The sequence below is a fragment of the Streptomyces sp. NPDC054794 genome (genome assembly GCF_053611585.1).
The window spans coordinates 77,805-98,627 of record NZ_JBSHAQ010000030.1; the positions used below are offsets into that span (position 1 = coordinate 77,805).

The following is a 20,823-nucleotide window of genomic DNA, read 5'->3' on the forward strand; positions in this document are numbered from 1 at the left end:
GACCCATGGCGGACTTCCGCCGTCAGCCGGAGTGGCAGCAACAGGCCGACCGGCACAGCACACTGATCGACCCGGTGCTCACCGTGCGGCCCATCTCGCGCTTCGACTACACCACGCGCCGGCCGGTCGGCGCGATCGACCACGCGCTGGTCTTCGCCACGGCCGGGGGCGCGTACGACGCGTACATCCCGCCGCACCGGCCCAGCCGTACGGACGCGGCGACCCGCCGCTACACCTCCGTGTACGAGGTCGACATGGGCAGCCATCCGGTGCAGCTCGACCTCCTCCTGCCCAGTGACGACGACGCGTTCTCCTTCGGCGCGACGGCGGATCTGACCTGGCGGGTGCGGGACCCGGAGGCGTACGTGCGCAGCGGGGAGCGGGACGTGCCGACCCGGCTGACCCGGGAGCTGCAGCAGCTGGCCCGGCCGGTGAGCCGGCGCTTCCCCATCGAGGACAGCTCCTCGGCGGAGTCGGCGGTCCAACAGGTCGTGGAGACGGGCGGGTTCGCGGCGGGCACCGGGCTCGCGGTCAGTTGCGTGGTGCGGTTACGTCTCGACGACGAGGCGATCGCCCATCGGCAGCGGCGGCGGACGCTGCGCTACGAGTCGGAGATGCTCGATCCGGAGCACGAGTTCCGGCTGCGGCAGGCGCATCAGCAGTACGAGCTGGAGGTGCTGCGGCAGCGGCAGCATCAGCAACTGGTCGCCGAGAAGCTCCACTTCTACCAGCACCATCTCCAGTACGGCGGGGTCGGCGCCTGGGCCCTGCATCTCGCCGCCCATCCCGAGGACACGCGGATGGTCATCGACAGCATCCACAAGGACCAGCTGACCTTCATCAAGGCCCAGTTGGAGCTCATCGGCGGAGACGGCCTGGAGGACTACCAGAAGGCGGAGTCCCTGAAACAGATCCGCCAGGAGGTCGACACGATCCTGCGCATGCGCGAGACGACTCCGGGCGCGCAGGCACCGGGAGCACTGCCGCCGGGGGCGGTGCCGGGGCCGTCCTATCCGGGGGAGGCGGGGCAGGGGACGGCGGGAGCCGCGCCGTACGGGGGCGCGATATCGGGGCCGGTGCCCGTCACCCCGCCGATGCCCTCGCCGTCCGCACCGCCCCGGGCGGACGTCCCGCCGCCGCCCGACGGTTCGGGCCCGGAGCCGGCATGAGGACCCCCGACGGTACGCCGAACACACCGGGGAACCCGGCCGGCGGAGCCAACGGAACCAACCGGACCAACCCGCCGACACCGACACCGACGCCCACGCCCACGCCCACGCCGGGCGTCCCACCCCAGGCGCCCGGCACCGCGGCCGGTGCGAGTGCCGCCGAGCGGCTGCTCGTCGAGATGCGGGGGGAGATCGCGCGCGCGGACAGCAAGGCGTCCGTGCTGGTCGCGGCCCTGGGGATGACCGCGGGTGTGTTCACCGGGCTGGTGGCGGGGCGGAACTGGGGGCCGGAGGAACTGTCCGCCCCGGGGACCTGGGTGTGGTGGGCCGGCGCGCTCGCGCTCGCCCTGTCCCTGTTCGCGCTGCTGCTCGCCGTCCTGCCCCGGTACCGCTCCGGCGTCTGGACCCCGGGTCAGCCCCTCTGCTACTTCGGCGACGTCCAACAGGCCGTACGCGCGGGCCTGTTGGCCGACGCGCTCGCGGACACCGACCGCGACCCCGCCGCCGGACTCACCGCGGCCCTCGTCGAGACCAGCCGTATCGCCGCCCGCAAGCACCAGTGGATCCGCACCGGTCTGATCGCCTTCTGCACCGGAACGGTCCTGCTCCCCACCGCGCTCCTGATCGGCTGACCCCGCTCACGCCCCGACGCTCACCCGCACACGCTCACGCCAAGACGCCAAGACGCCAAGACGCCAAGACAAGGAACCGTCCCCATGCCCAGCACGCCGGACCCCTATCCCCAGCAGCCGCCCGAGCCCCACCAGCCGCCGTACTACTCCCCACCGCCCCAGTACTCCGAGCCTCCCCAGCCTGCGGAGCCCACGTACCCCGCACCCCCGTACCCGGCACCCTCATACCCCACGGCGCCGACCGCGCCCACCTACCCGACGCCCCCTCCCCCGCAGTACCCGACGGACGCGGCCCCGCACTACCCGGCCGCCCCGTCGTCGTACCCCACGCCCCCGCAGTTCCAGCCCACCGCGCCGGCCTACGCCCCACCCCCCGCGGCACCGCAGCCCCCCGCCCCCACGCACGCCCCGGACGACCTCGACTACCGGCACCGCGGCTCCCGGGTCCACGTCGCCGCGCACCAGCGCGGGGCGGACGCCACCGCCGTGGGGCGGCTGATCGTGCATGTGCCGGGGGCGCTGGTGAGCGGGGTCGTGGTGGGGGCCGTGGCCGCGTGGCTCGGCGGCACGGTCGTCGGGTGGACAGCCGTGCTCGGCTGGCTGGCCAGTGGAGGGCTCGTGTTCTACCGGCCCGCCGAACTCCTCTTCGCCCGCAAGGTGCTGAAGCTCAGGACGCCGACGGCCTACGAGCTGACCCGGCTGGAGCCGGTGTGGCGCGAGGTCACCGCCCGGGCCGGCATAGACGCCCGCTCGTACGAGCTGATGGTGGAGAACAGCGACGACCTGAACGCGGCCGCGGTCGCCGGACACGTCGTCGGCGTCACGACGTACGCGCTGAACGAGATCCCGAGCGCCAACCTCGCCGCCGTACTCGCCCATGAACTCGGCCACCACACCGGTGGTCACTCCTGGGCGGGGCTGCTCGGCTACTGGTACTCGCTGCCCGGCCGGATCGCCTGGGCCGTCACCAAGGCCCTGGCGGCCCTCGCGGTGTACGTGGCCAGCCGGTTCTCCCTGCTCGCGACCGGGTTCCTGGTGCTGCTCATGGGCACGGTCGTGATCTTCGCCGTGGTCGGCGTCTGGTACGTGACGCTGCCGCTGCTCCTCGCGCCGTACCTGCTCGCCTACGCCGGACGGCAGGGCGAGCTGCGGGCGGACCAGCAGGCGGCCGACCTCGGCTTCGCCCGGCCGATGGCCGAGGTGCTCCACCATCTGCAGGCCGAGGAGGACGCCGAGGTCGCCCGCGCCACCGCGGCCGGCCAACGCCTGGAACGGCCGGGCCCGATGGCCCGCCTGCTGTCCACCCACCCCGACCACGCCACCCGGCTGTCCCGGCTGGAGCCGTATCTGCGGCTCGGCCGCTGAGTCAGCCGGGCGGAGCCACCGCGCGTGCGGGCCCGGTCCCGGGCGAACAGACTGGGGCCATGCCCGCGCCGCAGGAGCCCGCACGACCGCCGTCACGCCCGCCGATGTTCGGTTCGCTGGAGAAGGCGGCGTACATCCTGGCCCCCGGGACCGTCGTCGTCGGCCTGCTCTACTACTTCGGCAGCGTCTACACCAAGGCGTACTACACCGCCCTCGGCGTGCTCCCGGAGGACCTCGGATTCTCCGTCCAGAGCATCCTGGCCAACAGCGCCAGCGCGATCTTCTTCCCGCTGTGGCTCCTGCTGATGTGCGGCCTGATCGTGCTGCTGGCGCTCGGCTGGGTGGGGCACCGGCTGGCCCTGCCCGCGCACGCGGCCCGGCGCCGTACGGCGATCCGCTGGCTGGGCGCCGTCGGACTGGTCATGGTGCTGCTGAGCTCCCCGGTCTTCTACTCGGATCGGCTGCTGTTCCCGCTCCCCGAGGGCCGTCCGCGTCAGTTCGCGCCGTGCCTGGTGATGGCCCTCGGCGCCACGCTGGCCTTCTTCGCCGTGCAACTGCGCCTCGGCCAGGGCACGGGAATGGGGAATCCGCAGGCGCGCACCAGCGATCGGCTGTGGCTGGCGGGCGGCGCCCTGCTCATCGGGGTGCTGACGATGAGCCTGTTCTTCGACATGGCGCGGTACGCGAGAGCGGTCGGGCGGGGCAATGCCATCGCCGAGACGAAGCGGGGTTATCGGGACAGCCCGTGGGTGGTGGTGCATTCGCGCGTCCCCCTCCCCCACCACGCCAAGAACATCACCCCCTTCGACCTGGGCAGCCGCAGTGGGCCCTACCGGTACGAATACCGCGGCTTCCGCATCGTCGCGAAGTCGCAGACCCGCTACTACCTGGTCTCCTATTCCTCTTCCTACGACGACCGCGACGTGGTGGTCCTGCCCGACAACGACAACCTCTGGGTGGAGATCCGGGGGTCGTGACAGCGGCGGATCTCAGGGGGTACCGAGGTCCGTGTCATCGGACTCACCGGACTCATCGGGCGCCGGCGTCGGGCCGACCGTGGTGTCGGAGTCGGTGGGCCCGAAGGTCGTGGTCGTGGGCGGGGACGAGGTGGTGAGCGTGTCCGTGGGCGTCCCCGTCTCCGTGGCGGCGGTCGTGTCCGGGGTGGTCGTCGTGGGCCCGGTCGCCCTGCCGGAGACGGGGACGGTGATGGTGCCCGCCGGGGTCGTCACGGTCAGCTGAGCGGAGTACGGCCCCGGCTGCGACGCGGTGTGCTGGACCCCCACCTCGCAGGTTTCGCCGGGCTGCAGCGTCGTCCCGGAACAGCCGTCCTCGGTGATCACCGTGGTCCCGTCGGTGTCCCCGCCGGCCGCGACGTCCTGAAGGGGCTTGGGCTCGTCCGTGTTGTTCTCGATGGACACCGTTCCGCCCGTGGGCTCACCCACCTGCGCGCCGGGCAGATCGATCGCCGAACCGCTCTCGTCCGCGGAATCCCCGGAGTCGCTGCCCGGGAAGAGGGAGACGTGTCCCACCGGGGAGCCGCCGCCGTTGGTTTCGGTCGGCATGCCCGGCGCCGACTCCGACGAGGACGGCTGTGCCGTGACCCCGTCGCCGGACTCCTGGCCCTGATCCTTGTCCTTGCAGCCCGCCGTCACCGCCACCGCGGCGATCGTCGCGGCCACGGCGATCCCGCGGGCCGTCACAGACACCATGGCGTGGACACCTCCGGTCCGGCTCGGGCCCTCAACTTCGCACACCGGCTGCCGGGAGCGCGCCGGCCGCGATCGGCCACGCAACGCGATCACTCGAAAGAACGCCCGAACAACGCCGAAGGGCGGCCACCCCGTGGGGTGACCGCCCTTCAGTGGTTCAGGCGTGCGCCTTACTGGTTGTACGGACCGTAGTCGTAGTCCTCCAGCGGGACGGCCTGGCCGGAGCCCGTGCCGAACGGCGAGTAGTCGATGTCGTCGTAACCGACGGCCGAGTACATCGCTGCCTTGGCTTCCTCGGTCGGCTCCACCCGGATGTTGCGGTAGCGGGACAGACCCGTACCGGCCGGGATGAGCTTACCGATGATGACGTTCTCCTTGAGGCCGATGAGCGAGTCGGACTTGGCGTTGATCGCCGCGTCGGTGAGGACTCGCGTCGTCTCCTGGAAGGACGCCGCCGACAGCCAGGACTCCGTGGCCAGCGAGGCCTTGGTGATACCCATGAGCTGCGGACGACCGGAGGCCGGGTGACCGCCCTCCTGGACCACACGACGGTTCTCGTGCTCGAACTTCGAGCGCTCGACCAGCTCGCCGGGCAGCAGCTCGGCGTCGCCGGACTCGATGATCGTCACGCGGCGGAGCATCTGCCGGATGATGATCTCGATGTGCTTGTCGTGGATCGACACACCCTGCGAGTTGTACACCTTCTGGACCTCGCCGACCAGGTGGACCTGGACGGCACGCTGACCCAGGATGCGCAGCACGTCGTGCGGGTTGGTGGCACCCACGGTGAGCTTCTGGCCCACCGAGACATGCTCGCCCTCGCTGACCAGGAGCCGGGCACGCTTCGAGATCGGGAACGCCGTCTCGTCGCTGCCGTCGTCCGGCGTGATGACGATCTTCTTCGTCTTCTCGGTCTCCTCGATACGGACACGGCCGTCCGCCTCGGAGATCGGGGCGACACCCTTCGGGGTACGGGCCTCGAAGAGCTCGACGACACGCGGCAGACCCTGGGTGATGTCGTCACCGGCCACACCACCGGTGTGGAAGGTACGCATCGTCAGCTGGGTACCGGGCTCACCGATGGACTGGGCGGCGATGATGCCGACCGCCTCACCGATGTCGACCAGCTTGCCGGTGGCCAGCGAGCGGCCGTAGCACATGGCGCAGGTGCCGACGGCGGACTCGCAGGTCAGGACCGAGCGGGTCTTGACCTCCTCGATGCCGTGCTTGACCAGCTCGTCGATGAGGACGTCGCCCAGGTCGGTGTTGGCCGGGGCCAGCACCACGCCGTCGACGACGATGTCCTCGGCCAGCGCACGTGCGTACACGCTGGTCTCGACGTTGTCCGCCTTGCGCAGGACGCCGTCCGCGCCGCGCTCCGCGATGTGGAGCTTGAGGCCGCGCTCGGTGCCGCAGTCCTCCTCGCGGATGATGACGTCCTGGGAGACGTCCACCAGACGACGGGTGAGGTAACCCGAGTCGGCGGTACGCAGGGCGGTGTCCGCGAGACCCTTACGGGCACCGTGCGTGGAGATGAAGTACTCCAGCACGGACAGGCCCTCACGGAACGAGGCCTTGATCGGACGCGGGATGGTCTCGTTCTTCGCGTTCGACACCAGACCACGCATACCGGCGATCTGCCGCATCTGCATCATGTTTCCTCGGGCACCCGAGTCAACCATCATGAAGATGGGGTTCGTCTTGGGGAAGTTCGCGTTCATCGCCTCGGCGACCTCGTTGGTCGCCTTGGTCCAGATCGCGATGAGTTCCTGCGTGCGCTCTTCCTTGGTGATCAGACCGCGCTCGTACTGCTTCTGGACCTTCTCGTCCTGCGCCTCGTAGCCGCGGACGATCTCCTTCTTCGCCTCGGGAACGACGACGTCGGAGATGGCCACGGTGACACCGGAACGGGTCGCCCAGTAGAAGCCGGCCGCCTTCAGGTTGTCGAGCGTCGCCGCCACGATGACCTTGGGGTAGCGCTCGGCCAGGTCGTTGACGATCTCGGAGAGCTGCTTCTTGCCCACCGAGTAGTCGACGAACGGGTAGTCCTCGGGCAGCAGCTCGTTGAAGAGCGCACGGCCCAGGGTCGTCCGCAGGCGGAAGGTGTCACCCTGCTGCCACTCCGGCTCGCCCTCCTCCTGCGCCGGCGGGGTCCAGCCGCGCGGCGGGATGGTGCCCACCGGGAAGCGGATGTCGACCGGCGACTGCAGCGCGAGCTCGCCGGCGTCGAACGCCATGATCGCCTCGGCCGTGGAGCCGAAGGACCGGCCCTCGCCCTTGGTGTCACGCAGCTCGCCGTCGGTGGTGAGGAAGAACAGACCGAGGACCATGTCCTGGGTCGGCATCGTCACCGGACGGCCGTCGGCCGGCTTGAGGATGTTGTTCGAGGACAGCATCAGGATGCGGGCCTCGGCCTGCGCCTCCGCGGACAGCGGCAGGTGCACGGCCATCTGGTCACCGTCGAAGTCCGCGTTGAACGCGGTGCAGACGAGCGGGTGGATCTGGATGGCCTTGCCCTCGACCAGCTGCGGCTCGAAGGCCTGGATGCCGAGGCGGTGCAGGGTGGGAGCACGGTTCAGCAGCACCGGGTGCTCGGCGATGACCTCTTCGAGGACGTCGTACACGACCGTGCGGCCGCGCTCCACCATGCGCTTGGCGCTCTTGATGTTCTGCGCGTGGTTCAGGTCGACCAGGCGCTTCATCACGAACGGCTTGAAGAGCTCCAGCGCCATGGCCTTGGGCAGACCGCACTGGTGCAGCTTCAGCTGCGGACCGACGACGATCACGGAACGCGCGGAGTAGTCCACACGCTTGCCGAGCAGGTTCTGACGGAATCGACCCTGCTTACCCTTCAGCATGTCACTGAGGGACTTCAGCGGGCGGTTGCCGGGGCCCGTCACCGGGCGACCACGACGACCGTTGTCGAAGAGGGCGTCAACAGCCTCCTGAAGCATGCGCTTCTCGTTGTTGACGATGATCTCCGGAGCACCCAGGTCCAGCAGGCGCTTCAGACGGTTGTTGCGGTTGATCACGCGGCGGTACAGGTCGTTCAGGTCGGAGGTCGCGAAGCGGCCACCGTCCAGCTGCACCATCGGACGCAGGTCCGGCGGAATGACCGGCACGCAGTCGAGGACCATGCCCTTGGGGCTGTTGGAGGTCTGCAGGAAGGCAGACACGACCTTCAGCCGCTTCAGCGCACGGGTCTTCTTCTGGCCCTTGCCGGTGCGGATGATCTCGCGGAGCTTCTCCGCCTCCTCCTCCAGGTCGAAGGACTCCAGGCGCTTCTGCAGCGCCGCGGCACCCATCGAGCCGTCGAAGTACGTGCCGAAGCGGTCACGCAGCTCGCGGTAGAGGAGCTCGTCGCCCTCCAGGTCCTGGACCTTGAGGTTCTTGAAGCGGGTCCAGACCTCGTCGAGGCGGTCGATCTCGCGCTGCGAACGGTCGCGCAGCTGCTTCATCTCGCGCTCGGCACCCTCGCGCACCTTGCGGCGCACATCGGCCTTGGCGCCCTCGGCCTCCAGCTCGGCCAGGTCGGCCTCGAGCTTCTTGGCGCGGGCCTCCAGGTCGGCGTCGCGGCGGTTCTCGATCTGCTGACGCTCCACGGAGACGTGCGCCTCCAGGGAGGGCAGGTCGCGCGTGCGGCGCTCCTCGTCGACGTACGTGATCATGTACGCCGCGAAGTAGATGACCTTCTCCAGGTCCTTCGGGGCCAGGTCGAGCAGGTAGCCCAGGCGCGACGGGACGCCCTTGAAGTACCAGATGTGCGTGACGGGCGCGGCCAGCTCGATGTGGCCCATCCGCTCACGGCGCACCTTGGCGCGGGTGACCTCGACGCCGCAGCGCTCGCAGATGATGCCCTTGAAGCGGACGCGCTTGTACTTGCCGCAGTAGCACTCCCAGTCCCGGGTCGGACCGAAGATCTTCTCGCAGAAGAGTCCGTCCTTTTCGGGCTTGAGGGTGCGGTAGTTGATGGTCTCGGGCTTCTTGACCTCGCCGTGGCTCCACTGACGGATGTCGTCCGCGGTGGCCAGGCCGATCCGGAGCTCGTCGAAGAAGTTGACGTCGAGCACTATGCGTCAATCCCTCTCAGGGTCGTAAGTCTGTGGTCTGAAACGGGGGCCTGGGGGTCGGCGGGGCCCTGTGGGTAAGGGCCCCGCCGGACTCCCGTCAGACCTCTTCGACGCTGCTCGGCTCGCGCCGGGACAGGTCGATGCCGAGCTCCTCCGCAGCGCGGAAGACGTCCTCGTCGGTGTCACGCATCTCGATGGACATACCGTCGCTGGACAGCACCTCCACGTTCAGGCAGAGCGACTGCATCTCCTTGATGAGCACCTTGAAGGACTCGGGGATGCCGGGCTCGGGGATGTTCTCGCCCTTGACGATGGCCTCGTAGACCTTCACGCGGCCCGTGACGTCGTCGGACTTGATGGTCAGCAGCTCCTGGAGGGCGTAGGCGGCGCCGTACGCCTCCAGCGCCCACACCTCCATCTCACCGAAGCGCTGGCCACCGAACTGCGCCTTACCACCCAGCGGCTGCTGGGTGATCATCGAGTACGGACCGGTCGAGCGGGCGTGCAGCTTGTCGTCGACCAGGTGGTGCAGCTTCAGGATGTACATGTAGCCGACCGAGATCGGGTCCGGGAACGGCTCACCGCTACGGCCGTCGAACAGCCGCGCCTTACCGGTCGGGAGCACCATGCGCTCGCCGTCGCGGTTCGGGATGGTGTGCTGCAGCAGACCCGCGAGCTCGTCCTCGCGCGCACCGTCGAAGACCGGTGTCGCGACGTTGGTGCCGGGAGCGACGGAGTCGGCGCCGATCGCCTGGAGGCGCTGCGCCCACTCGTCCGCCAGCCCGGAGACGTCCCAGCCGCGGCTGGCGAGCCAGCCGAGGTGGATCTCCAGGACCTGTCCCGGGTTCATTCGGGACGGGACACCCAGCGGGTTGAGGATGATGTCGACCGGGGTGCCGTCCTCCAGGAACGGCATGTCCTCGATCGGCAGGATCTTGGAGATGACACCCTTGTTGCCGTGACGGCCGGCGAGCTTGTCACCGTCGGTGATCTTGCGCTTCTGCGCCACGTACACGCGCACAAGCTGGTTCACACCGGGGGGAAGCTCGTCGCCCTCCTCGCGGTCGAAGACGCGGACGCCGATGATCTTGCCGATCTCGCCGTGCGGCACCTTCAGCGAGGTGTCACGGACCTCACGGGCCTTCTCACCGAAGATCGCGCGCAGCAGGCGCTCCTCGGGGGTCAGCTCGGTCTCACCCTTCGGGGTCACCTTGCCGACGAGGATGTCACCGGCGACGACCTCGGCACCGATGCGGATGATGCCGCGCTCGTCGAGGTCGGCGAGGACCTCCTCGGAGACGTTCGGGATGTCCCGGGTGATCTCCTCGGGGCCGAGCTTGGTGTCACGGGCGTCGACCTCGTGCTCCTCGATGTGGATCGAGGAGAGGACGTCGTCCTGCACGAGGCGCTGCGACAGGATGATCGCGTCCTCGTAGTTGTGACCCTCCCACGGCATGAACGCCACGAGCAGGTTCTTGCCCAGCGCCATCTCGCCGTGCTGGGTGGCCGGACCGTCGGCGAGGACCTGGCCCTCGATGATCCGGTCGCCCTCGTTGACGATGACCTTCTGGTTGACCGAGGTGCCCTGGTTGGAGCGGGCGAACTTGGCCAGGCGGTACGTGATGTACGTGCCGTCGTCGTTGGCCGTGGTGATGTAGTCCGCGGAGACCTCCTGGACCACACCCGCCTTCTCGGCCTTGACCACGTCGCCGGCGTCGACGGCGGAGCGGTACTCCATGCCGGTGCCGACGAGCGGGGCCTCCGACTTAATCAGCGGAACGGCCTGACGCATCATGTTCGCGCCCATGAGGGCACGGTTGGCGTCGTCGTGCTCGAGGAACGGGATCATGGCGGTCGCGACCGACACCATCTGGCGCGGCGAGACGTCCATGTAGTCCACGTCGTCACCGGCGACGTAGTCGACCTCGCCGCCACGACGGCGGACCAGGACGCGGTTCTCGGCGAACCGCAGGTCGTCCGTGAGGGTGGCGTTGGCCTGCGCGATGACGAAGCGGTCCTCTTCGTCGGCGGTCAGGTAGTCCACCTCGTCGGTGACCTGGCCGTCGACGACCTTGCGGTACGGGGTCTCGACGAAACCGAACGCGTTGACCCGGCCGTAGGAGGCGAGCGAGCCGATCAGACCGATGTTCGGGCCTTCGGGGGTCTCGATCGGGCACATGCGGCCGTAGTGCGAGGGGTGCACGTCACGGACCTCGAAGCCGGCCCGCTCACGGGACAGACCACCCGGGCCGAGCGCGGACAGACGACGCTTGTGCGTCAGCCCGGACAGCGGGTTGTTCTGGTCCATGAACTGGGACAGCTGGCTGGTGCCGAAGAACTCCTTGATGGAGGCGACGACCGGCCGGATGTTGATCAGGGTCTGCGGCGTGATCGCCTCGACGTCCTGCGTGGTCATGCGCTCGCGCACGACGCGCTCCATACGAGCCAGACCGGTGCGGACCTGGTTCTGGATGAGCTCGCCGACGCTGCGCAGACGACGGTTGCCGAAGTGGTCGATGTCGTCCGTCTCGACAACGATCGTCTGACCGTTGTCGGCGGCCGTCTCGGTCTCGCCGGCGTGCAGCTTCACCAGGTACTTGATCGTCGAGATGACGTCCTCGACGGTCAGGACACCCGCGTCGAGCGGAGCGTCCGCACCCAGCTTCTTGTTGACCTTGTAGCGGCCGACCTTGGCGAGGTCGTAACGCTTCGGGTTGAAGTACAGGTTCTCCAGAAGCGTCTGCGCGGCCTCACGCGTGGGGGGCTCGCCCGGACGCAGCTTGCGGTAGATGTCGAGCAGCGCGTCGTCCTGGCCCTGAGTGTGGTCCTTCTCCAGGGTGGCGCGCATGGACTCGTACTCGCCGAACTCCTCGAGGATCTGCTCGGTCGTCCAGCCGAGCGCCTTCAGGAGGACGGTCACGGACTGCTTGCGCTTGCGGTCGATACGGACACCGACCATGTCGCGCTTGTCGATCTCCATCTCCAGCCAGGCACCCCGGGACGGGATGATCTTGGCGGAGAAGATGTCCTTGTCGGACGTCTTGTCGATGGAGGAGTCGAAGTAGACACCGGGCGAACGGACCAGCTGCGACACCACGACACGCTCGGTGCCGTTGATCACGAACGTGCCCTTGTTCGTCATGAGCGGGAAGTCGCCCATGAAGACCGTCTGGGACTTGATCTCACCGGTCTCGTTGTTGGTGAACTCGGCCGTGACGAAGAGCGGCGCGGCGTACGTGAAGTCGCGCTCCTTGCACTCGTCGATCGAGTTCTTCGGCGGCTCGAAGCGGTGGTCCCGGAACGTCAGCGACATCGACCCGGAGAAGTCCTCGATCGGGGAGATCTCCTCGAAGATCTCCTCCAGACCGGACTTGGTGGGGACGTCCTGACCGTTCTCCAGAGCCTCCTCGACCCGAGTCTGCCAGGCGGTGTTGCCGAGGAGCCAGTCAAAGCTCTCGGTCTGCAGCGCGAGCAGGTTCGGAACCTCAAGAGGCTCCTTGATCTTTGCAAAGGAAATGCGCAGCGGGGCGGTGCTGGCGCCGTTGTTCATATTCGCGGTCGAGGCATTGCGCGAGGCGGCCAAGAGGGGGTCCTTCCGAGGGCTCGGACTCACTACGCGCGTGCCGGCCCCTCTCCTTCGCACGGAGACGAAGATCCCAGGTCAGGGACTACTTGGTCATCGATGCTCGGGTGAGGGCAGACCCCTGGTGACGGGCAGGGGCCAGCTAACAGGCAGCGCAAAGGGTCAGTGTAGCCACTTGGCACACTGATGTCCAGTCCCGATTTTCAGAGACCCTCGTTGTCCTCAAACGCCTGCGTCCTGCCTGCCCTCAACGCACGTTGATACTGCCCTCTTCGTCGTCGATCCATGCCTCGGATTCGGATCCTTGTGACGACGCGTCCTGAGAATTGCGCGCTGCGTGCGGTTCGTCAAGGCCCCCCAGCCCGAACCCGAGGCGCCGGGGACACGACGAAGATCACCTTACCCCTCGCCGTCACGGCCGCAAGGTAACCGTGGCCGACCTCCCAGGAACGCCGAAGAGCGACCACCCGGATGGATGATCGCCCTTCGGTGCGTTCGCGTTACAGCCCTAGGAGGCCGTATTCAGCGCGCGGAGAGAGTCGCGGAGACTCCAGGGAGGTCTTACTTGACCTCGACCGAGGCACCGGCGCCCTTGAGGGACTCGGCGGCCTTCTCGGCGGCGTCCTTGGCGACCTTCTCGAGGACGGGCTTCGGGGCACCGTCAACGAGGTCCTTGGCCTCCTTCAGACCCAGCGAGGTCAGCTCACGCACGACCTTGATGACCTGGATCTTCTTGTCGCCGGCGCCGGTGAGGATGACGTCGAACTCGTCCTTCTCCTCGACGGCCTCGGCGCCCGCACCGGCACCAGCGGCGCCGGCCACGACGACCGGGGCGGCAGCGGCAGCGGTGACGTCGAACTTGTCCTCGAAGGCCTTCACGAACTCGGAGAGCTCGATGAGGGTCATCTCCTCGAACTGGGCAAGCAGCTCGTCCTGGGTGAGCTTCGCCATGATGGCGGTCCTTCCACTAAATCGGCGGGTGCCGGGTGTACTGGGTAAGGCGGGCGTACGTCGGGCCCGCATCGACCCTCACCTCACGCGGTGAGGATCAGAAAGCGAGCCGAATTACTCGGCACCGCCCTGCTCGTCCTGCTTGGCACGAAGCGCGTCCACGGTGCGGACGAGCTTCGACGGGAGCGCCTGGAAGACAGAGGCAGCCTGGGACTGCTTGCCCTTGAACGCACCGGCCAGCTTGGAGAGCAGAACCTCGCGGGACTCGAGGTCCGCAAGCTTCTTGATCTCATCGGCGGACAGCGCCTTGCCGTCAAGGACACCGCCCTTGATGATGAGATTCGGGTTGTCCTTGGCGAAGTCGCGCAGACCCTTCGCCGACTCCACCGGGTCACCGGTGACGAAGGCGACGGCCGTCGGACCAGCGAAGAGCTGGTCGTCCAGCGTGATCCCGGCCTCGTTGGCCGCAATCTTGGTCAGCGTGTTCTTCACCACGGCGTACTGGGCGTTCTCACCGAGCGACCGGCGCAGCGTCTTGAGCTGCGCCACGGTGAGACCGCGGTACTCAGTCAGCACGGCGGCGTTGGAGCTGCGGAACTTGTCCGTCAGCTCGGCAACCGCGGCAGCCTTGTCGGGCCTCGCCATAGAGCCTCGGCCTCCTTCCGGGTGATTCGGACCGCGCGGACCCGAAGGAGGTCTGGGTAAAACAAACGCCCCGGCGCAGGTGCACGGGGCGGACTCGACCGGCCGCACACGCGAGGGCGCGTGTTGCTCCGGGAGTTCTTCCACTGTCACCTGCGCGGGTCGCCCACTTTTCAGCGGATCCTTCGGCCACCGCACCTTCTTGCGAACGTGCGGCAACGACCAGCGGTCTTTGGCTTCTGTAGGAGAGTACGGGACCCGGACGCGGTCAAGCAAATCGGCCCGTACGGGACTCAGCCGCGGCCCTTCCTCGCGGGCCTGCTCAGGTCGACCGTGTCCCCGGCGGGCGGTGCCTGGACGGACACCGGCTTGCCGAAGTCGCGCAGGACGACGGTCAGATCGAGCTCGCCGTGCCGCCCGAAGCCCCGGGTGCGGTGCTGCTTGACGCGGCCGTCGGAGCCGACCCACACGTCGATGGTGAGCTCGTCGACGCCCATGCCCTGGTACATCTTGAGGGTCGTCTGGCCGCGCCCCGGGGCGTCGCCCCGGTCCTTGAGCCAGGCGCTCACGGCGTCGAGGGTGGCCGTGCCCGCGTAGTGCGTGGTGGCGGTCCCGGCGACCTTCTCGCCGCCGACCCGTCGTACGTCGTCGGCGGCGGCCAGGAAGGCGGCCTCGCGGGCCGGGTTGCGTCCGGTCTGGTCGCGTATCGCGCTGGTGTCCATCTTCAGGCCGGAGCCGGAGAGGAACCTGGCTCTCGGGCCGAAGCCGGCCCAGTGCCTGCCGTGCACCTGCTGCTTGCCCATGCGCTGGTAGAGCACTCGGTCGACCAGGCGCATCTCGAACTCGCCGCGGTCGGCGCCGCTCAGACCGGACTGCTTGACCGCGGCGACCCGTGGCGCGGTGCCGACGACCCCGTCGGCGCGGACCCGCCCGTCCTCCGGCAGCCTCCCGGTCGTCCGGTAGCGCAGGGACGGGGCGTCCTCGGTCTTCGCCACGGCCCGCAGGACGGCCCGCGCGGCCGACGAGTCCGAGGACCGCTCCACACCTGTGTCCGCGCAGCCGGCGGCGCCGGCGGCGAGGAGCAGGACGGCGAGTGGAGCACGCATGGCATGCCCCATTGGAATCCCCCCAGGAAACGCTCGGCCGGTGCGTGGTCGGCGCACGGCAAGATCGGGAGCGTACCCCAGGGGGTTTCGCGCGTGCCGCTGAATTCCCGGGGCGCTGGTGGTGAAGTCCGTTGCCGGTGCCGGGAGTTCAGGAGTCGGCGCCGGGGATTCAGGAACCGGTGCCGGAGCCCACGGATCCCGCGCCGGAGCCCACGGTTCCCGTGCTCTTCATGAGGTCGGTGAAGTCCCTGGTGTCGCTCGCCGGGGGCTTCTCGGCCGAGACCTTCGTGCCGTAGTCGCTGTAGTACGCGGTCTGGGTCATCTTGCCGGCCGCCATGTCGGCCTTCACGATCGCCTTGACCAGCAGGTTCTGGTCGTTGACCCAGATGTCCACGGTCTCCGTGGTGACCCCGGCCTGGGTGAGCTGCTTCTTCAGGTCGTCCATCTGCTTGGCGCTGAGGTTGCTGCTCTTGCCGGCCAGGTCGGCGACATTGGCGGTGCCCGCGTAGTGCGTGGCGTTCTCGCCGGAGACCTTCTCCTCGCCGACCTTCTTCACGTCACCGGAGGCCAGCAGCAGCTTCACCGACTGGTTCGGCGTGGTGTTCTGCATCTGGTCCTTCATGAACGCGCCGGAGCCGCCGCCGAGCTTGGCCAGGGCGTCGTAGTCGTACCGGATCCAGTGCTTGCCGCCGGCCTGCTGGGCGAACTTGTCGCTCATCTTGGCGTAGTAAGCGTCCGGCAGGTAGCGGGCCTCCATCGAGGACGAGCCGAGCTTGCGCATCGACTCGGCCATCGTGCCGCCCGTGTAGGTGATGGTCAGGTTGCCGGTGAGGCCGTCGCCCCAGCTGAGGGCGCCGTCGGCCGACATGCCCATCACGGAGCCGATGGTGGTCGTGGAGCGCACCTTGGCCGACTCGGCCTTGTCGGTGGACTTCTCGGCGTTGCGCAGGGCCGCGACGGGGCTCATGTTCACCGTCCGGCCCGAGTCCTTGCCGCTCTTGTCCGAACCGCCGGAGGAACCGGAGGTGCCGCAGGCGGCCACTCCCGTCAGAGCGGTCACCACCGCGATCGAGAGGGTCACCCGGCGCACGGTCGTGCTCGTCATTCGTCCCACCCCTGTGTCTATGTCGCGGCCCCCGCACGCGGGCGCGGGCCCCTGGTGTCCGTACGAGAAGAGTCCGGACACAGAAAAGGACGGGTCCGGTACCTCGAAAGGTTCCGGGACCCGCCCTTGTTCTGACGCGTACCTGACGCGGCTACCAGGGTGAGCTCAGGCTCAGACGGCGGCCGGGTCCTCCTCGACGAGGAGGTTGCGGGTGCGGTTCGGGTCGACCGGGATGCCGGGGCCCATCGTGGTGGTGATGGCGGCCTTCTTGATGTAGCGACCCTTGGCGGCGGACGGCTTCAGACGGAGGATCTCCTCCAGCGCGGCGCCGTAGTTCTCCACCAGCTTGGCGTCGTCGAAGGACGCCTTGCCGATGATGAAGTGCAGGTTCGAGTGCTTGTCGACGCGGAACTCGATCTTGCCGCCCTTGATCTCGGTGACGGCCTTGGCCACGTCGGGGGTGACGGTGCCGGTCTTCGGGTTCGGCATCAGACCACGGGGGCCGAGGACGCGGCCGAGGCGGCCGACCTTGCCCATGAGGTCCGGGGTGGCGACGACGGCGTCGAAGTCCAGACGGCCCTTCGACACCTCGTCGATCAGTTCGTCGGAGCCGACGATGTCGGCGCCCGCGGCCTCTGCGGCCGCAGCACGGTCACCGGTCGCGAAGACCAGGACCCGGGCGGTCTTGCCGGTGCCGTGCGGCAGGTTCACGGTGCCACGGACCATCTGGTCGGCCTTACGCGGGTCGACACCCAGACGGAAGGCGACCTCGACGGTGCCGTCGAACTTGGTCGTGGAGGTCTCCTTGGCGAGACGGACGGCCTCGAGCGGGGCGTACAGCTTCTCCCGGTCGACCTTGGCGTCCGCAGCGCGGAGAGCCTTGCTGCGCTTGCTCACAACTTGCTCCTGTGGGTTCTGAAGGAGTCGTGGTGTACGGGCCGAGCAGGCCCTACCACGGGGGTTCTACGAAGGTGGGGTTCAGCCCTCGACCGTGATGCCCATGGAGCGGGCGGTGCCGGCGATGATCTTCGACGCGGCGTCCAGGTCGTTGGCGTTCAGGTCGGGAAGCTTGGTCTGGGCGATCTCGCGGACCTGCGCCTCGGTGATCTTGGCGACCTTGGTCTTGTGCGGCTCGCCGGAGCCCTTCTCGACACCAGCGGCCTTGAGGATCATCTTCGCGGCCGGCGGGGTCTTGGTGATGAAGGTGAAGGAACGGTCCTCGTAGACCGTGATCTCCACCGGGATGACCCAACCGCGCTGCGACTCGGTCGCCGCGTTGTAGGCCTTGCAGAACTCCATGATGTTGACGCCGTGCTGGCCGAGCGCGGGGCCGACCGGCGGGGCCGGGTTCGCCGCACCGGCGTTGATCTGGAGCTTGATGAGCCCCGTGACCTTCTTCTTCTTGGGAGGCATAGCTCTCCGGGTCCTTTCGATTCGGGTCCTGCCGGCTTCCGGGAACCACCCGGACGCAGGCATACCGCACAACGATAACGGGTATGGATGCGCGGCCAAAAACCGCGCAGGTCAGACCGGCTGCGACAGCCTGCCTGACCTGCGCGGAAGCATTCGTCCAGAAGGAACTAGTTCTTCTGGATCTGGTCGAAGGAGAGCTCGACCGGCGTCTCGCGGCCGAAGATCTCCACCAGGCCCTTGACCTTCTTCGAGTCGGGGTTGATCTCGTTGATGGTCGCCTGCAGCGTGGCGAACGGGCCGTCGGTGACGGTGACCGAGTCGCCGACCTCGAAGTCCAGCACCTGGACCTCGACCTTGCGCTGCGGGGCGGGCTTGCCCTCGGCCTCGGCGGCCTCGCGCGCGGCCTTCTCCTCCGCCTCCGGGGCGAGCATCTTGACGATCTCGTCCAGGGTCAGCGGGTAGGGGTCGTAGGCGTTGCCGACGAAGCCGGTGACGCCCGGCGTGTTGCGCACGACACCCCAGGACTCGTTCGTCAGGTCCATGCGGACCAGGACGTAGCCCGGGAGCTTGTTCTGCTTGATGGTCTTGCGGTCGCCGTTCTTGATCTGGACGACCTCTTCCTGCGGCACCTCGGCCTGGAAGATGTAGTCCTCGACGTTCAGCGAGACGGCGCGCTGCTCCAGGTTGGTCTTCACGCGGTTCTCGTAACCGGCGTACGTGTGGATCACGTACCACTCGCCGGGCAGGATCCGCAGTTCCTCGCGCAGGGCCTGGATGGGGTCCACGGGCTCGGCGGGCTCTTCCTCGGCCGCCTCGTCGACCAGGGCCTCGGGCTCGCCGGCCTCGTCGTCCTCGGCAACCTCGTCGGCCTCATCCTCGACGTGCAGCGCGGCCTCCTCGGCCGCCTCCCCCGCCTCGGCCTCGGCAGCCTCGAACTCGTCCTGCTCGTCCGCGCCCTCGACGATGTCGAGCTCGTCATCCGCCGACTCGGCGGCTTCCCCGCGAGGCTCAATGGCGTCGTTCAGGTTCGGGTCAGACACGATGGCTGCTTCTTCCTGGATACATAGAGGTGGAACATGCGAAAAGGGGCGCCGGTACCACGGCGCCCTTCGCTCCTGGCTCAGCCGAAGACGTACTTGGCGGCGTGGTTGAGCCCATAGTCAATCACGGTCACCAGCGCGATCATGATGGCGACGAAGAAGATCACCACCGTGGTGTACGACGTCAGCTGGTTGCGCGTCGGCCAGACGACCTTACGGAGTTCCGCGATGATCTGGCGGTAGAAGATCCCGAGGCGCTTCAGCGGGCCCTTCTTGGCGCGCTTGCCACCCTTGCGGGCCTTCTTGGTCTCCGATACCTCATCCTGAGCATCAGGCGTGTCGATGGAGCCCACGGCGTCCGTCATGCTTCCTCACCTGATCCCGGGTCATGGCCGTGCCGCGCCCGGTTCTGAGCCGCACGGCGGTGCAATGCTGTACGTACATGCGCACACATCCTGGCGGTGTGTGTAGCAGGGCCGGAGGGACTTGAACCCCCAACCGCCGGTTTTGGAGACCGGTGCTCTACCAATTGAGCTACGACCCTTTGGCTGTTTCCCCCAACTTACCGCATCCGACCGGGTGCTCGGTGTGCACCGGCTGTACCGCGGCTGCTGAAGGCCAACGAGGTGAGAGTGTACGTGGTTGCGGGCCAGTCGTCGAACAGAAAGTGCCGGTACCGGTACCCGGAACGGAAGATCGTCCTGGCCGGAGGGCGTATCCGGACGCCTGTTCAGGAGTCGGTCCGATGCTGTTCAGTCTGTGAAACCCGCGTGCCGGGGGCATTTCCGGTCTGGAACGATGGGCCCCATGAGCCCTGCTACCCCTCCCACCGAGCGCCGGGTCTCCGCCCGAATCGGCGCGATCTCCGAGTCCGCCACCCTCGCCGTGGACGCCAAGGCCAAGGCCCTCAAGGCCGCCGGGCGTCCGGTGATCGGCTTCGGCGCGGGTGAGCCCGACTTCCCGACCCCCGACTACATCGTCGAGGCCGCGGTCGAGGCCTGCAAGAACCCGAAGTACCACCGCTACACCCCGGCCGGCGGTCTGCCCGAGCTGAAGAACGCCATCGCCGCGAAGACGCTGCGCGACTCCGGCTACGAGGTCGACCCGGCCCAGATCCTCGTCACCAACGGCGGCAAGCAGGCCATCTACGAGGCCTTCGCCGCGATCCTGGACCCGGGCGACGAGGTCATCGTCCCGGCGCCGTACTGGACGACGTACCCGGAGTCGATCCGCCTGGCCGGCGGCGTCCCGGTCGAGGTCGTCGCCGACGAGACCACCGGCTACCGGGTCAGCGTGGAGCAGCTCGAGGCGGCCCGCACGGAGAAGACGAAGGTCGTCCTCTTCGTCTCCCCCTCGAACCCGACCGGCGCGGTCTACAGCGCCGAGCAGACCGAGGCGATCGGCCGCTGGGCCGTCGAGCACGGCCTGTGGGTCATGACGGACGAGATCTACGAGCATCTGGTCTACGGCGACGCGACGTTCACCTCGCTGCCGGCGGTCCTGCCCGAGCTGCGCGACAAGTGCATCGTGGTCAACGGTGTGGCGAAGACGTACGCCATGACGGGCTGGCGCGTGGGCTGGATCATCGGCCCGAAGGACGTGATCAAGGCCGCGACGAACCTCCAGTCGCACGCCACCTCGAACGTCGCCAACGTCTCGCAGGTCGCCGCCCTGGCCGCCGTCTCCGGCGACCTGGAGGCCGTGGCCAAGATGCGCGAGGCCTTCGACCGCCGCCGCCGGACGATCGTGCGGATGCTCAACGAGATCGACGGCGTGCTCTGCCCGGAGCCCGAGGGCGCCTTCTACGCCTACCCGTCGGTGAAGGCCCTGATCGGCAAGGAGATCCGCGGCAAGCGCCCGCGGAACTCGGTCGAGCTGGCCGCGCTGATCCTGGACGAGGCCGAGGTCGCGGTCGTCCCGGGCGAGGCCTTCGGCACCCCCGGCTATCTGCGGCTCTCGTACGCGCTCGGTGACGAGGATCTCGTCGAGGGCGTGAGCCGGATCCAGAAGCTGCTCGCGGAGGCGCGCGACTGACGCC

Annotated in this window: 16 protein-coding genes and 1 tRNA gene; 5 read left to right on the top strand and 12 right to left on the bottom strand. The window is 68.4% G+C overall.

Going from position 1 to position 20,823, the window contains the following annotated elements; all coding sequences use genetic code 11:
* Nucleotides 1-5: 5 nt before the first annotated feature.
* The 4 genes from ACWGKT_RS28850 to ACWGKT_RS28865 all read left to right on the top strand — a co-directional run bounded on the left by ACWGKT_RS28850 (nt 6) and on the right by ACWGKT_RS28865 (nt 4,143).
* Nucleotides 6-1,169, top strand: coding sequence for a PE-PGRS family protein (locus ACWGKT_RS28850; RefSeq protein ID WP_453275993.1), 1,164 nt, complete (start codon nt 6-8; stop codon nt 1,167-1,169).
* Nucleotides 1,166-1,801 (top strand): Pycsar system effector family protein, encoded by a 636-nt coding sequence (locus ACWGKT_RS28855; protein ID WP_453275994.1) that lies wholly within the window; start codon nt 1,166-1,168, stop codon nt 1,799-1,801. Before ACWGKT_RS28850 ends, ACWGKT_RS28855 begins: the two co-directional genes overlap by 4 nt.
* Nucleotides 1,802-1,885: 84 nt before the next feature.
* Nucleotides 1,886-3,166 (top strand): M48 family metalloprotease, encoded by a 1,281-nt coding sequence (locus ACWGKT_RS28860; RefSeq protein ID WP_453275995.1) that lies wholly within the window; start codon nt 1,886-1,888, stop codon nt 3,164-3,166.
* Nucleotides 3,167-3,225: 59 nt separating this feature from the next.
* Entirely contained in the window at nt 3,226-4,143 is a 918-nt protein-coding gene (locus ACWGKT_RS28865) for a hypothetical protein (protein ID WP_453275996.1), read from the top strand.
* A gap of 12 nt (nt 4,144-4,155) precedes the next feature.
* Here ACWGKT_RS28865 and ACWGKT_RS28870 read toward each other — a convergent pair whose 3' ends face one another.
* From ACWGKT_RS28870 to ACWGKT_RS28925, 12 genes are all read right to left on the bottom strand, one after another.
* Complete coding sequence (locus ACWGKT_RS28870) at nt 4,156-4,875, bottom strand: hypothetical protein (protein ID WP_453275997.1); 720 nt, start codon at nt 4,873-4,875, stop codon at nt 4,156-4,158.
* 170 nt (nt 4,876-5,045) lie between these two features.
* Complete coding sequence (locus ACWGKT_RS28875; protein WP_356148720.1) at nt 5,046-8,945, bottom strand: DNA-directed RNA polymerase subunit beta'; 3,900 nt, start codon at nt 8,943-8,945, stop codon at nt 5,046-5,048.
* Between the two features lie 97 nt (nt 8,946-9,042).
* Nucleotides 9,043-12,528 (bottom strand): DNA-directed RNA polymerase subunit beta, encoded by a 3,486-nt coding sequence (gene rpoB / locus ACWGKT_RS28880; protein WP_453275998.1) that lies wholly within the window; start codon nt 12,526-12,528, stop codon nt 9,043-9,045.
* A gap of 561 nt (nt 12,529-13,089) precedes the next feature.
* On the bottom strand, nt 13,090-13,479 hold the full coding sequence (gene rplL / locus ACWGKT_RS28885) for a 50S ribosomal protein L7/L12 (RefSeq protein ID WP_356148724.1): 390 nt from the start codon (nt 13,477-13,479) through the stop codon (nt 13,090-13,092).
* Between the two features lie 114 nt (nt 13,480-13,593).
* Complete coding sequence (gene rplJ / locus ACWGKT_RS28890; RefSeq protein WP_020941659.1) at nt 13,594-14,124, bottom strand: 50S ribosomal protein L10; 531 nt, start codon at nt 14,122-14,124, stop codon at nt 13,594-13,596.
* A gap of 290 nt (nt 14,125-14,414) precedes the next feature.
* Nucleotides 14,415-15,227 (bottom strand): hypothetical protein, encoded by an 813-nt coding sequence (locus ACWGKT_RS28895; protein WP_453275999.1) that lies wholly within the window; start codon nt 15,225-15,227, stop codon nt 14,415-14,417.
* Nucleotides 15,228-15,396: 169 nt separating this feature from the next.
* Nucleotides 15,397-16,332 (bottom strand): hypothetical protein, encoded by a 936-nt coding sequence (locus ACWGKT_RS28900; RefSeq protein WP_453276000.1) that lies wholly within the window; start codon nt 16,330-16,332, stop codon nt 15,397-15,399.
* Between the two features lie 171 nt (nt 16,333-16,503).
* Nucleotides 16,504-17,229 carry a 50S ribosomal protein L1 gene (rplA, locus tag ACWGKT_RS28905; protein ID WP_235459175.1) on the bottom strand — a complete coding sequence of 242 codons (726 nt, stop codon included), beginning with the start codon at nt 17,227-17,229 and terminating at the stop codon, nt 16,504-16,506.
* Nucleotides 17,230-17,310: 81 nt separating this feature from the next.
* The gene (gene rplK / locus ACWGKT_RS28910) at nt 17,311-17,745 is read right to left on the bottom strand and encodes a 50S ribosomal protein L11 (RefSeq protein ID WP_055515278.1); all 435 of its coding nucleotides are present in this window, start codon (nt 17,743-17,745) and stop codon (nt 17,311-17,313) included.
* A 167-nt stretch (nt 17,746-17,912) separates the two neighbouring features.
* Nucleotides 17,913-18,785 (bottom strand): transcription termination/antitermination protein NusG, encoded by an 873-nt coding sequence (nusG, locus tag ACWGKT_RS28915; RefSeq protein WP_453276001.1) that lies wholly within the window; start codon nt 18,783-18,785, stop codon nt 17,913-17,915.
* An 80-nt stretch (nt 18,786-18,865) separates the two neighbouring features.
* Entirely contained in the window at nt 18,866-19,150 is a 285-nt protein-coding gene (gene secE / locus ACWGKT_RS28920) for a preprotein translocase subunit SecE (protein ID WP_235459177.1), read from the bottom strand.
* 106 nt (nt 19,151-19,256) lie between these two features.
* Nucleotides 19,257-19,329: transfer RNA gene (locus ACWGKT_RS28925), tRNA-Trp, on the bottom strand.
* Nucleotides 19,330-19,592: 263 nt separating this feature from the next.
* On the opposite strand from ACWGKT_RS28925, the gene ACWGKT_RS28930 reads away from it, so the two are divergent.
* Nucleotides 19,593-20,819: a pyridoxal phosphate-dependent aminotransferase gene (locus ACWGKT_RS28930; protein WP_453276002.1), complete on the top strand. Its 1,227-nt coding sequence runs from the start codon at nt 19,593-19,595 to the stop codon at nt 20,817-20,819.
* Nucleotides 20,820-20,823 lie beyond the last annotated feature (4 nt).